The organism is Domibacillus sp. A3M-37 (assembly GCF_024213455.1).
Lineage (GTDB): Bacteria > Bacillota > Bacilli > Bacillales > Domibacillaceae > Domibacillus > Domibacillus tundrae.
In genome coordinates, this window is the sequence record NZ_JANAVL010000010.1 from 94,172 (window position 1) to 107,369 (window position 13,198).

The window sequence follows — 13,198 nt, forward strand, 5'->3', positions numbered from 1 at the left end:
CTACTTTTCCACCTGTGCGAGAATAACCACCTTCCTCGCATAAGTAGAAATTTCTACTTTTCCACCTGTGCGAGAATGACCACCTTCCTCGCATAAGTAGAAATTTCTACCCAAGCTAATTAAATACATTTGAAAGCGAATTCTTGTGGGATTTACAAGGGGAAAATTGTGGTGTATGGTAAATGAAAATAAAGAAAAAACGTTATAAAACGACATTTAAGTTTAAATTTAAGCAAAATAAAAAGGCAAAAGCGTGTTAAGGGGTGTTGGCCGCACCCTCTTAACCGTCTATCGTGATACAGCCACGATAAACATCTGCTTTCACCTTGAAAACTTTATGTTTTCATTATACGGGAAACTATATGGTTCTTCAATGGTGAAAAATTCCGCTCTTGGATCTCAAAAGGGAATTAAAGACGTGTTTATCGTATAGCGATAAACACGTCTTTTTATGTTTTCTGAGAGGAGATACAGGAGAATGGGCAAACATCTGAAGCTATCAACTAAAGAGTTTCAATTTTTATACAGCTATCAATCTTACACTGAAAATCGAAAGCAGCAACAAGAGCAGAAACTTATACTCTTGAGCAAAGTCATCTCTGCCTATGGAGATACCTATTACAACCTAAAAGAAAAAACACGCCAGGTCGTGGAAATGATCTGCTGGTTCTCTGCTGAAAAAGGATATTGCTTTGCAAAAGAAGACTACTTTGCAGACCGTTTTGGGGTCTCCCCCAAAACAGTCCGTAATATTTTTAAGAAGCTTCGAGAAGTGGGTCTGGTCTGCACGATTTACCGTCATTCCACAACACAAAACGGCCTCGGGGCAGCGATTCATCTTTTCTTGGACCATCCTTACTTTGGAGTCTGGGAAAAGAAGTTTCATCTCCCTACATTCCAAGCTGGTTGCCAAGCTGAAAATGAGGAAATCCCTTGCGAGAGTAAGGACGAGAAGCCTAAAAGAGTTTCTACCAAGTATTTATCTTTTTCTAAAGATCTTTTAAAGATCTTACGTAAAGAAAACCGTCTTGATTACACATATACTCCTAAAAATGTTCCTCAAGCATTTGTCAAAACCGTAAAAACATTTTTTAGTGAAGCTAAGGATATCTACACATTATGGGGCAAAGCTGTGCTTGCTTATCAAAAATTCAGCTTATCCAACGCTTTAGAAGACTACAGTGAAACGGTCATTGAAGCCTTCAGACAGTCTATATTTGCCCATAAGCATAGAAAGATCCGAAAGGACTTTACTGGCTATTTTTACGGGACGCTTGTGAAGATGTTTACCTACAAAAAGCGGGAAGAAACCTTTGAAAACCACCCTACTATCTTTAACTGGTTAGAAGATCCGGAAAAAGAGTCTACCTTCCCCCTTGAAAAAAAGAGATGGCAGATGGAAATAGAATATTTAATAGAAAAAGAGGAACGTACACTAGAATTTGATCCAGAAGAAATTCCCTACTAACTGTATTTAATTTGGATATTTGAATTTTGATTTATGTGTTAATTTCACATACAGGATTGATTTAAAGACGTATACATAACGTTTTTTCCCGAAAAGAACGTTTAAAATCAGCATGAAGATTTTTTTGCGGTAAACTGCCTTTTTCACTTTTGCTTATTTCAAATTGTAGGGTCTGCTTTACTCTGAAATATGTAAAAATACCGCCGGCAACACCGCCTACAATACTGCCAAGGACATTAGCTTTTCTCCACCGAACTTAACACATAAGTGAAAAACATACTCGAAAACCTTAGTGAGAGCTGGCACATACCTTTGGAAGAGCGCTGCAGCAGGTTTCATGATCAGTCATATACGTTGAAACATATCTGGAAAGCATGATGGAAATCATGACTCAAATAGAAGATCAACGTGTTGAAAACCCTGCTGAAAATCTGGAGGAAACAAGCTTAATGGTGAAGGAAACCGCTAAATATGTGAATGAAAGTCCAGGTGTGATACGCAATTGGATGAGGGAGTTAAAAACCCATGTTCCTGCCGTGCAGGGTGAGAATGGCTACAACTATTTTAACCAGCCCGCACTAAAACGGTTAGCGCTTATTTGCCAATTAAACCGGGAGCTGGGATATTCCCTGAAGCAAATCGAGTACTACCTGACAACTGGAGGAAAAAAGGTGAAACCTGAGTGGGTGAAAGCAGAGGCTGCGGCATCCGTGGAGACTTGGCCATTATTTTGGAACGGCTGGATTTGCAGAAGCAGTTTGATCAGGCATTGGTGATGAAATTAGATGAGCAGCACTACATCAAGGAATCACTCAATAAGCGAGATCAATTATTGCTTGAATCACTAAAAAATACACAAGAGGCCCGGAAAGCTGAAATCAATAGGTCAAAGTGTAAGCAGCCAAAAAAAGCCTCAAAACCCTAAAGATTTGAGGCTTTTCCAGTACAACATAATTGTATTTATGTTATATTCATTTATTTTGATTTCTAATAAAAAGATATTCGCCTTCATCCACCAAACTTAACACATAAGTGAAAAACATATTTGAAAACCTTTTTGAAACTTGTCACATACCTTCAGAGACAGTTAGGTTAAATTTCTTTCTCATACATACACCTTAAAATTTATCTCGAAAGCATTGGAATACAAGACGCAATTTAATCTCAAGAAATGTGTTATTCTTCTTAAACTTAATTTTATTAAGTTTCTTAACAAGGAAATCTGATCGCAAAGCTACGCGAGAGCTGTCACATAGGTTAAGAATTCAACCAATTTTAAAAGAATCGGGTCTATTATGTACATTAACTTTAAACTACATTGCAATAATTGGTTTCCTGTGTGACTTCACAATTTTGGATAATGAAATCTTCTTGTTCTTCGGTTAAGGATGTACACTGGTCACCCTTACCATTAGCCAGCATAAAATTTCCCACAATCCTTTTAGAGCAATTTTCCAATTTCAAACGATATACTGGTTGGTTTTTGCCATGATTAGACGTTATAGCAAAGATTCCTTTACCTAAGTAAGTAGATTTTGTATGCTGCTTTGATTCGTGTTCGATTATTGAATAATCTACTGTACGCTCCGTAACCTCTACAAACCTCAACATAGCATTCTTTACTATCACTACTGTATTCATGAATACTCCTTCCAGAGATATATTTTATGTAAATTCAGATTATATTATATAACAATTTGTCGAAAAAATAATGACAATTATGGTAAATATGTCTATTTAACTATTTATTTGCTATTTATTTTAATATAACACTGTTCTAACCTTAAAAATCCGAGATGAAGGTCATTGTTTTTAACCTCGAAGCCGTTTTTTATTAATCGATCACAACAGACTGAAACGTGAATTTCATGATGCAATTTTAATTCTTTCAATGTTAATAATACTTCATCCTTATAATCCTCTAAGAAATCAAAAACACCTGTTTGTTCTCTCTACTGAGGAAGATATGTCATCAAGACGTATCTTCCTCAGTAGATCACACGACGCTTAAAAGGTTAGCATATGAGGTGGATAAAATATTTATAGAAGTATTGAATGATGTATTAAAATATACTAAATCGAAGAAATTTAGTGTAGAGTTATATAATGAGTGTGAGAGACATAGAAGTCTTATTAAAACTCATAATCTGTACGAGCACCGAATGAGGTAAATGATTCTATAATGAAATATGCAAAAACAAGCTATATTCCCGCTAAACACTTATTGTTGGCAATGATTCAGGATTTTGCAAAGAGTGTGGAATAGCAAAAAAGGCAAGTTCCCTTGTCTTTTTTATTAAATGAAAGGAGTGGATTTTAATGCCGGTAAACTATAAAAATCCTGTCTTGAATTTGATTATTGCTATTGTTTTGATCACGCTATTTTTTATTCATCCTGTGAATTTTCTAACGGTGCTTGTTGTTTTTGCTATCATCGGTATCATATGGAAATCAATATTTTTGAGATCCTGGGCTATTACAATCGGTTTATTTCTAGTCATTTTGGTAATCCTGCTGCTCCCTCATACTCCTTAATCTTTAACAATTTGATATACAATACAATATTTATTATTCGATAAACAATCTTCTAAGCAGCTAAAACAGAAGGTTGTTTTATTTCTTTTTCTTCTCTGGCAGTTGTGCAATTCTAAATAATTCACTATCAAAGAACTCGGCCAAACTAATTCCGCAGCCGTTACAGTATTGTTGAATGGTATTAACCTTAGGATGTTGTGATCTTCCTTGCATAATTTCAGACACTGTTGACTGTCTCAAGCCCCCAGCCTTTCCGATCTCCGTTACGGTTTTATTTCTTTCTTCCGCAAGTTCCTTCATTCTTTCTGCTAGAGCATTGTGAATCTGCATATTATTACCATCCTTTATCCTTATTATGTACCATTCTATCTATTATAAGACCTAACAACAATAATTTGTTTTAATTCGAGATAACAGTTTATTAAAAAAATTAATAAAATTTTTGAATACTTATAATTTGCATAATATAGCAAAGATGTGATGTAATAATTTTACTGGTCGTTGAAATACTGGAACAAAAGTATTTCTGAAAAATATAAACAAAACTTTGTTGACTTTTAACAAAATTTTGTTTAGTATTAGGGTGCAGATAATTATTAGAAAAATTAATATAATTCTTAATATTCCTTCAACTAACTGAAAGGAGGATTATATTTGGATCTAGGGAATTGGATTAAACAAGAACGTGAAAAACGAGAACTAACACAAGCGCATGTTTCTGATGGAATAGGCTTATCGCAAGGTACAATAAGTCTTTGGGAAAACAACAAGTCGATTCCCTCAATTGTTGATCTATACAAAATAGCCGCCTGTTTCGGCATGACATCCCTGCAAGAAATTCCTTTCGATAAATTAGAAATTCAGAAAGGTGATGGTCTTAAAATGGAAAGTCTAAGTTTGTATGAACTACCGTCGTGCGATTCCGTCAAAACTTTCGAGGGTAAGACATATGAATTGAAAGGATTTATGGGGATTGAAAAATCATCTGGCAAAGTGGAATATGTTTCTGAATTGTACTACCGTACTCGTACTGTCGTAACTAACAATCAAGTGGTAGCCAAGAGGAAAAATGAGAATGATGAATTGCAAAAGATACGATCTAAAAAATTAAAGGCAAAGTCATAACTATCTTTAACAAAACTTTGTTAAAAGTGCTGCAACATACTCAATAAAGACAGTTTAAAAAACTCTATGACAACTGAATATCGTTGTGTCCGGTGCTTAATAGTCGAGCAGCTGGATATACAAACTGATATGGTTTGACGAGGATCTCCTAAAACTTGTTGCTAGACAAAAGGCTATACAATAGTTCTTGGTTATCTAAAAACCTTGTGCATTGGGGCTATATGCTTCATAGAGTTTGCGAATGAACAGCTAAAAATTCGCCACTTAAACTGTCTTTATTGAGTGTGTTGCATGACGCACTTTTTATTAAGCGAAGGATTTTCAAACAGAAAGTAGGTGAACACTTGGCTACTAAAGAACAAAAAAACCGAAAACAATTTGCTGAAAAATTATTGCGTGTTAAGGGTTTGAATTATGATGAATGGCTAGATTCAAAACACCAAGAAGTTATACAAGATAATCAAGATGTAGTCATGCAAGCATTGGAAATGGCATTGGGTACAAACGTTGATAATCCAAGCGATGCTTCTGTTGATGAAGACAATTCTTCTGATAATACGGATTCTGAGGAAACAGACATTGAAGTTTCTTCTAATAATAGTAAAAGCTCTGATTCATTTGCAAAAGTAAATAACTAAGTAGGGGGTGTTCATGAATGGAAAGTTTAATCGCTTCGGCTACTGCCATACTTGAATGGTTACAAATGCCTGCTATCGTTGGTGCTGCCATTGCGTTTTGTATCGGTGGTTACTACCTAATGTTTGGTGGCGATCAAGGGCGTGGCAAGGCTATTAAATGGTTTGTCGGTGGAGCAGTCGGATTAGTCATTATCCTCGGTGCTTTAAGTCTTGCTGACAGTGTAAGTACAAATATAACATTCTAATCAATCAAATAAACGTAAAAAAGCCACTTATTCATTAGGTGGCTTTTTTCTATGAAAAGGAAGGAGACTTTTATATGCAAGTGATTTTTTATAATGTATCCAGTTCTCTCATTAATAATTTTGAAAAAATGCCGTTTGCAGAAGCTGTGAAGATCAGCCAAGAAGTAGAGCAGATTTGCAGGGATGAAAACAAGACTATGACCGGCGATTTTCAAGTGATTGGTGAAGATAAAAAGGTCTTTTATCGAGGGGTATTCAATTTTGGTTCTTACGATTATCCGAATATCTATCACAAAATAAAGGATATGGTCAAACACATTAAGGTCGATAAGAAAGATCAAGCCGATAAAATTTATTTGCTTGAACAGCTTGAACTACTCACACCAGACGAATACAAACAAGCTGAAATGGTCGATAAAACGCTGATTAATTTAGATAAAACAAGAGTATCTAAATTGAAGTCCTGGCAGCGTAAAACGGCTTATGCAGCTGGTGGTGTATCGCTTGCCGGTTTTTTAATGACCGGCTTTTTGTTTTTTACTCAACAAACAAGCTATGAAAAAGCCCTAGATGATGGGCGCAGCCAGCTAAAAGAAAGTGCTGTTTTGGCAGAAACATACGGTGAAGCCCTGCTCGGTAATGATGCCAAAATGGTTAAGGCGCTCGAAAGCTCCGATAAACTAACCGAACAACAGCAGCAGATATTAGTTGATAAATATGTATCGGAAAACAAATTTGAAAGAGCCGTTGCCTTATTAGACGGTGATTATGTGAAAGCAGAATCACTTATTTTAACCTCGAATTTACCAACCAAAGAGAAGGTAGCAAAGATAAAAGCCTTTCATGAGGTGTACCCAACGAATGAGGCCCGTTATGATCTAGCCTACTTGCAGGGTGACTATGAATTAATGCTGAACCTTAAAAACATTACGATGTCGGTGAAACGCTCTGAAATGAAAACACACGCATTATTAAAACTTGGCCGAGTTGATGAAGCAAAGGTAGAGCTGAACAACAATTCTAATGAAGAATTAAATGAAAAGATTGTTCAGTATGAAATTATCAATGCGGAAATCAAAACGCTGAAAGACAAACATGAGCTGCTTGTTCGTGAAGAAAAAGAGAGTGAAGCTGAAAAGTTAGAAGAAGAAATTAAAACAAAACAAGAACAAATCAAGAAGCTGTAAGGGGATGTGAGGATGGAAAACGAAAAAACATGGAAACGATATTCGAAAAAACTAGCCTTGCCAGTCACCATTTTCCTGCTAACATTCACCTTTACGTTGCTGGCTTTAAATACAATCGTAAATATATTTCATGGATTTTATGACAGCTACTTTGTATCTGGAACTTTCTTTAAGCCGAAAGAAATGAGCTTCAACAGTGGCATGATAACAGGCTTTGGTGTGCTGGTCGGAAATATAATCATGCTCGGCTTAATCGGCTTATTAAGTGCAGCTGTAAGCTCATTTGCTACTTATAAGTTTTTAACGAACTTCGGCAAGATCGGCAAAGATCAAAAAGGAAGCAGTCGTTTTACTACGTTAAAAGAGATCAAAGAGCAATATAAAGCAGTGCCGGAACTTGCTGATCGTTATTCTGGTGGCGGTGGCGTACCGGTTTCAAGGCATAGAGACAAAATTTTTATTGATGATTCGGCTGTAAACAATCTAATCATTGGTACAACTCGCTCCGGTAAAGGTGAGACATTTATCTTCCCGACCATTGATATTTATAGTCGCGCCGAAAAGCAGCCATCCATGATTTTTAATGATCCAAAGGGCGAACTTTATGCTGCTTCTAAACAAACGCTTGAAGGTTTAGGCTATCATGTGGAAGTCCTAAACTTGATGAATCCGTTACAGTCTATGAGCTATAACCTTTTGCAGTTAACGAAGGAAGAATTTTTTGCTGAAAATTATTCATTAGCCCAACAATACGCCCGTTCTGTCGCTTTCATGCTGTACAACGATGCAACGGCAAAGGATAAATTCTGGCAAAACTCTAGTATTGATTTGTGTACGTCTTTAATTCTTGGTCTGTGTGAGCATTGCAGAAATGCACCGGAAAAAATCAATATGTATAATGTCGCTTTGATGATGTCGGATTTAGCAACGAAAACGGTTGAAGATGAAAATGGAAATGAGATCAGCGCTTTAGATAACTTTTTTAATCAGTTTCCGGAAAATCATCCGGCAAAAATGCAATACGCTACGATTAACTTTTCTGGCGGTCAAACAAGAGCTAGTATCCTGGCTAACACAAATGCCAAGCTCGGTGTATTTACCCTTGATGGGACAGCGAAACTGACTTCTGACAATACTCTAGAAATGACTAAATTCGGCTTTCACCATTGGCTAAGAGGTAAGTCGCAGTCACTCACTAGATTAACGATTCTCTTTGAAAACGGAAAGAAAGAAACAATCATGACCGATTCAAACGGTGGATTTAACCTATATCATAACCAACATGTAGACATAGGTGAAAAGATCAAAATTTCATTTGAAAATAATGTCACTACTTTTACAGTTAGTGATTGGGATAAGGAAAGTGGGGAGCTACATGTAACCGCTGAAAATGACCTAACAAAGTTAAATTCGGTTATGCAGTTTGAAAAACCAATAGCGCTGTTCATGATCGTACCGGACTATGATGCAACTTTTAATGTTATTGCTTCGCTGTACGTCAAACAAGTCTATACGACTTTAGCAAGAACAGCTTCCAATGTTAATTCTGGCAAGTGCTTTAGAGAAGTGATTTTCTTGCTAGATGAATTTGGGAACATGCCGGCAATTGATGATTTAGCCAGTATTTTAACGGTTTGTCTAGGGCGTAACATCCGGTTTAATTTAGTCGTTCAAGCGTACTCCCAAATTGAAAAACTATACGGTGACGATTGGAAAACGATTGACGGAAATACAAACAATACATTTTATATTCTGACGGATGACCACTCGACTGCAGAAATGATTTCAAAAAAAATCGGTGATAAAACCATTATCACAAAATCGCGTTCAGGTGAAACCATTTCTTTGAAAAAATCAAAAACAGAAAATGTGGATGCAAGACCACTTCTAAACGCTGACGAGCTTATGAGACTGCGTGAAGGGGAAATGGTCGTGATTCGGACAATTAAGCGACAAGATACAAATAGAAAAAGAATACAGCAGTTTCCTATTTTCAACACTGGTCAAACAGCCATGAAATACAGATGGGAATATTTATCGGATTATTACGATACAGCAAAATCAATTAATGATATTGATATTCCATGTACACATGCTGCTTTGGATTTGAATGAAGTAAGAGTTTCTTTTGATGAACAGCCGGTAAATGCAGAGAACCATAAAGAAGATCATGCAGTAGCAAATGAGGTTGTTGAACAAAAAGTTGTTGAGAAAGAAATGGTTGAAAGCAGAGTAGTTGAGACAGAAAAAGCTACGCCAAAAGTAAGAGAATTAGTCTTTTCAAATGGAGAAGTTGAATCCTCTTTCGATAGAAAGCCGCCAAAACCCAAAACGGGGCTTGATCGGGAAGAACCAAAAGAAGCTGTTCCAGTAGAAAAAGAACTAAACGAGGATTTCCCGATGTTTGAAGAACCGAAAGAAGCTGTTCGGGTAGAGGAAGAACTAAGTGAAGATAAAGCTCAAAATAACTTAAATGAAGTAATGTTCCGTAAGCTGATCGGTGACCAAAAATTCGAAGAAATGTTTAGCCAAAACTTTGCTTCCTTAGATTTATTAACTGTGAAAGACTTGCTGCTTGCACATCAAAATGACTTATCGGAAAAGACTTTCTTGAAGCTGCAAAAATTTGTAGAGAATGAATTAGGAAAGGATGACAACCAATGACGAATCCATTACACCAATTTATAAATGATAATAAAGAATTACTAGAAAAAGGAGAAGTCTTGACCATTCTTCTATTAGATGGTTATGTTACCATTTTTAATGAGGTCGATGAAAAGACCAATATGGAGAAAACAGTAACCCTCGTTGATCCTTGCGACACACATTTTGATTGCGAAATTGCTCATTTGATTCCAATGGGAGGTTGAAAAAATGAAAAAAATGATCGTTGCTCCTTTTCTAGTAATGGCTTTATCAGCTTGTTCAAGCAGTGGTGGATTACAACAAGTTGGCAAGGATGAGGTTGGCAGCCTTATAGATGGCAGTGAAAGTGGTTTTCTTTTCATTATTTCTGATAAAGAGGAAGAATACATGCCATATGTAGAGGATGCTGTTGAAAAATCAAAAGCCGAAGTGAATTATTATTATACTTATCAGCCAGACGGAGAAGATGGAGAAACAGTTGAAAAGCAAGTTTTTGAAGATGATGTTGATGTTAACAATGATTTAGATAAAAACCATTTATACTACCTCGAAAATGGAAAAGTTTCAGATCCAATAAGATTAACTTCTTATGACGAAGGTGCCGAGCTGTCCGCACGAATACAGGATTTTATTGAGATTCATGAATAAATAAGCAAGTGGTGAACGGGTTATTGACATACTGCGAAAGTTTAACGCACCTGCATATTGCAGGTGTTTTTTATATGCAAAAACAATAATTCTCATTTGAGGTTCATCTATAAATAAGCAAGTGAGGTGTAGCGCAAATGAATGATGAACAGGTTATGGACATACTGCGAAAATTTGATGGATACCTAGATAAATCGGATATGGTTGGTGACATTCTTCGAAATATTGCCTGGATATTCGTGTTGGGTCTTTCTTGGTTTGTTGACGCTTTAGAAGATGTAGCTAATGAAATGCTGCTTGTAAAAGAATTTTTTCAAGATGAATCCGTTATTGAGTTTGTAGAAACATTTCAACCACTGCTTTATCTCTTGTTGGCATTCAGCCTTATATATGCAGGATATTTGTTGGTTTTCCAAAGAAAAGTACAAGCTGAAGCCATTGCGATAAATTTTATCATAGCACTATCCATCGTAACCCTTTTATCTGCTGCAATGGATAAAATGAATAGTTTTACCGATGAAGCTATTGATACGGTAAACTCTGGTAAACTATTTGAAACTGAAAATGGTACAGTTTCCGAAGATATTTTATCAAGGAATATAAATGACTTAATTAAATTTGATAAAAATGAATGGAAAGATACTACACTAAAAAATGATATTCCAGTTGATATGCTTAAAAACATCAAAATAACAGAAAAATTTGATAGCGAAAAACTTGAAATTGACAATGATGAAGTAGCAAAAAATTATATTACATTTTCAGGTACAGAAAAAGAGTTGGCAGAATTTGATCAAGGTGGATTGACTGATTGGAACAATGAATATTACTATCGCTTTGCACCCGACTGGTTCACGATTCTTGTAACATTATGTGTAATGGGCTTTACGTTGTTTTCTATTTCATACAAATTAGCTCGGCTCGCTTTTGAGTTGATATTTAATTATATTCTCGTGACGCTCGTTGCTCCAGCTGACTTGCATGACGGTCAGAAGACGAAAAAAATTATACAGTCTATACTTAATACTTTTCTAGTGATAATTTTAATATTTTTGTCCATGAAGCTCTATATTATCGGAACAGCTTACTTGGCCGACAACTTTGAAGGGCTGGTTTACATTATTGCTTTGATTGGCTTTAGCGTAGCTTTATTAGATGGTCCGAATATGGTTGAAAGGCTGTTTGGTATAGATGCCGGTCTTAAAGGTGGATTAGGCTTACTAGCCGGTACGTATGCAGCTGGTAAGATGGCTACAAACTTTGCTGGTGGAGTTGGTAAGTTGGCGAATAAAGCTAATGGAAACGGGAATGACAAAGGCAAAAGCGATGATAAAGGCGATGGCAAGAACGATTCAAAAGATTCGGATTCGGATAATAGCGATACGAAAAATCAAAACCAGTCTCCTTTAAAAAATGCAGAAGCAAAATTGCCATTTGATGAACAAGGAACTGGAAAAGAAAGTCCTCTAAAACCAAGTCTAGATGGATCTGATCAATCAGAATCAGAACAGACAGATAAGAATGATATTGAAGCCAATGTCGATGAAAAAGGAAAAGCTGCTGTTTCAAAATCGGGTGAGACAAAAGGTGATAGCAAAGATTCTGATTTACAAGGCGCTTTAGGTGCAGCGAATGGTGGAACTCAATCGCTTGAAGCTACATCTGAACAAGAGCAAGAAGTGAAGCAGAACCAAGATGTTCAACAAAAATCAACTGGTGGTCAAGCTACCCTAAAAGGAACAGGCGCATTGGATGGGGCAGCAACACCAGATTTAGAACAGCAAATGAATGGTGAAAACGCAGGTCAAGGCAATGGAAGCAGTATAAGCCGACAAGGGCTTACAGAGCAACCGGTCAATATAACGGATATGCAAAATGGTATTCAAACAGCGGCTACAAGTAGTCAAGGTGGCAATATCCAACAAGCCATAGCACCAGATCAATCTTTAGAACAACAGGCTCAACCAAATATAACAGAAGGTTCAACCGTTCAAGGTGGTCAAAATGATGTACAGAGACAAAGCAATGCAGAACAGCCGGTGAATATAACGGATGTTCAAAATGGTACTCAAACAGTGACTACAAGCAGTCAATATGGTTCTGTACAGCAAGCAACAGCACCAGACCGATCTTTAGAGCAACAAGCCCAACCTAGCATAACAGAAGGCTCAGCCATTCAAGGTGGTCAAAGTGATATTCAAACGCAAAGTAATACTACTCAACAGGTAAATGTAACGGATACTCAAAACAGTGAACAAAGTGTAAATACAAATAGTCAGACAGGTGCTCAAACAGTGACTACAAGTAGTCAATCAACTACAAGTAGTCAAGATGTTTCGGAATCACCAAGCAGTACCGGTATTCCAAAAGTCTCTAGTGAAGAACGGGTAATATCTGAATCAGCTTCTAGTTCTTCAACAAATCAAACTATGGTTCAACCAGAGAATGTGAACCAAGTTAATGAAGAAGTGAAAGTAGAAGAAAACAACAGAACGATTACTGGCAGTCAAAGCGTAAGTCGTGTAGAAAATGGTGAATCAGGTGGCGGTGCAGCCGTAGCCATAGCTCCTGCTCCTGCCGGTGTGCCAAAAGCTTCTAGTGAAGAAAAGATCGTAGAAAATGAAGGACAGGACAGACAGCATGTGATTAATCGAAAGAGCAAGAAAGATCGGTTCAACCGAATGAAAAACCAAACTAAAAAGTAAT

Annotated in this window: 12 protein-coding genes; 10 read left to right on the plus strand and 2 right to left on the minus strand. The window is 36.6% G+C overall.

What is annotated here, in order from left to right; translation table 11 throughout:
* Window positions 1-478 precede the first annotated feature (478 nt).
* Window positions 479-1,468, plus strand: a complete 990-nt coding sequence (locus tag NLX67_RS15205; RefSeq protein ID WP_254312362.1) for a helix-turn-helix domain-containing protein — start codon at window positions 479-481, stop codon at window positions 1,466-1,468.
* 374 nt (window positions 1,469-1,842) lie between these two features.
* Window positions 1,843-2,244 carry a helix-turn-helix domain-containing protein gene (locus NLX67_RS15210; RefSeq protein ID WP_254312363.1) on the plus strand — a complete coding sequence of 134 codons (402 nt, stop codon included), beginning with the start codon at window positions 1,843-1,845 and terminating at the stop codon, window positions 2,242-2,244.
* Window positions 2,245-2,776: 532 nt separating this feature from the next.
* Here NLX67_RS15210 and NLX67_RS15215 read toward each other — a convergent pair.
* Together NLX67_RS15215 and NLX67_RS15220 are read right to left on the minus strand one after the other, a co-directional pair.
* Window positions 2,777-3,109, minus strand: a complete 333-nt coding sequence (locus NLX67_RS15215) for a hypothetical protein (RefSeq protein ID WP_254312364.1) — start codon at window positions 3,107-3,109, stop codon at window positions 2,777-2,779.
* A gap of 972 nt (window positions 3,110-4,081) precedes the next feature.
* Window positions 4,082-4,333 carry a helix-turn-helix domain-containing protein gene (locus NLX67_RS15220; protein WP_254312365.1) on the minus strand — a complete coding sequence of 84 codons (252 nt, stop codon included), beginning with the start codon at window positions 4,331-4,333 and terminating at the stop codon, window positions 4,082-4,084.
* A gap of 324 nt (window positions 4,334-4,657) precedes the next feature.
* On the opposite strand from NLX67_RS15220, the gene NLX67_RS15225 reads away from it, so the two are divergent.
* The 8 genes from NLX67_RS15225 to NLX67_RS15260 all read left to right on the plus strand — a co-directional run bounded on the left by NLX67_RS15225 (window position 4,658) and on the right by NLX67_RS15260 (window position 13,197).
* Entirely contained in the window at window positions 4,658-5,128 is a 471-nt protein-coding gene (locus NLX67_RS15225) for a helix-turn-helix transcriptional regulator (protein ID WP_254312366.1), read from the plus strand.
* 344 nt (window positions 5,129-5,472) lie between these two features.
* A complete protein-coding gene (locus NLX67_RS15230) occupies window positions 5,473-5,766 on the plus strand; it encodes a hypothetical protein (RefSeq protein ID WP_254312367.1) in 294 nt (97 codons plus the stop codon).
* 17 nt (window positions 5,767-5,783) lie between these two features.
* Window positions 5,784-6,011 carry a hypothetical protein gene (locus NLX67_RS15235; protein WP_254312368.1) on the plus strand — a complete coding sequence of 76 codons (228 nt, stop codon included), beginning with the start codon at window positions 5,784-5,786 and terminating at the stop codon, window positions 6,009-6,011.
* Between the two features lie 74 nt (window positions 6,012-6,085).
* Window positions 6,086-7,198, plus strand: a complete 1,113-nt coding sequence (locus NLX67_RS15240) for a hypothetical protein (RefSeq protein ID WP_254312369.1) — start codon at window positions 6,086-6,088, stop codon at window positions 7,196-7,198.
* A gap of 12 nt (window positions 7,199-7,210) precedes the next feature.
* Window positions 7,211-9,862 carry a VirD4-like conjugal transfer protein, CD1115 family gene (locus tag NLX67_RS15245; RefSeq protein ID WP_254312370.1) on the plus strand — a complete coding sequence of 884 codons (2,652 nt, stop codon included), beginning with the start codon at window positions 7,211-7,213 and terminating at the stop codon, window positions 9,860-9,862.
* A complete protein-coding gene (locus tag NLX67_RS15250; RefSeq protein ID WP_254312371.1) occupies window positions 9,859-10,068 on the plus strand; it encodes a hypothetical protein in 210 nt (69 codons plus the stop codon). Before NLX67_RS15245 ends, NLX67_RS15250 begins: the two co-directional genes overlap by 4 nt.
* 4 nt (window positions 10,069-10,072) lie before the next feature.
* Window positions 10,073-10,492, plus strand: coding sequence for a hypothetical protein (locus NLX67_RS15255; protein WP_254312372.1), 420 nt, complete (start codon window positions 10,073-10,075; stop codon window positions 10,490-10,492).
* A 137-nt stretch (window positions 10,493-10,629) separates the two neighbouring features.
* The gene (locus tag NLX67_RS15260; protein ID WP_254312373.1) at window positions 10,630-13,197 is read left to right on the plus strand and encodes a pLS20_p028 family conjugation system transmembrane protein; all 2,568 of its coding nucleotides are present in this window, start codon (window positions 10,630-10,632) and stop codon (window positions 13,195-13,197) included.
* The last annotated feature ends 1 nt before the right edge of the window (window position 13,198 follow it).

Coding starts and splice junctions, on each gene's coding strand:
- NLX67_RS15205 (WP_254312362.1), top strand. CDS start 479: ATGGGCAAACATCTGAAGCTATCAACTAAAGAGTTTCAATTTTTATAC.
- NLX67_RS15210 (WP_254312363.1), top strand. CDS start 1,843: ATGATGGAAATCATGACTCAAATAGAAGATCAACGTGTTGAAAACCCT.
- NLX67_RS15215 (WP_254312364.1), bottom strand. CDS start 3,109: ATGAATACAGTAGTGATAGTAAAGAATGCTATGTTGAGGTTTGTAGAG.
- NLX67_RS15220 (WP_254312365.1), bottom strand. CDS start 4,333: ATGCAGATTCACAATGCTCTAGCAGAAAGAATGAAGGAACTTGCGGAA.
- NLX67_RS15235 (WP_254312368.1), top strand. CDS start 5,784: ATGGAAAGTTTAATCGCTTCGGCTACTGCCATACTTGAATGGTTACAA.
- NLX67_RS15240 (WP_254312369.1), top strand. CDS start 6,086: ATGCAAGTGATTTTTTATAATGTATCCAGTTCTCTCATTAATAATTTT.
- NLX67_RS15245 (WP_254312370.1), top strand. CDS start 7,211: ATGGAAAACGAAAAAACATGGAAACGATATTCGAAAAAACTAGCCTTG.
- NLX67_RS15250 (WP_254312371.1), top strand. CDS start 9,859: ATGACGAATCCATTACACCAATTTATAAATGATAATAAAGAATTACTA.
- NLX67_RS15255 (WP_254312372.1), top strand. CDS start 10,073: ATGAAAAAAATGATCGTTGCTCCTTTTCTAGTAATGGCTTTATCAGCT.
- NLX67_RS15260 (WP_254312373.1), top strand. CDS start 10,630: ATGAATGATGAACAGGTTATGGACATACTGCGAAAATTTGATGGATAC.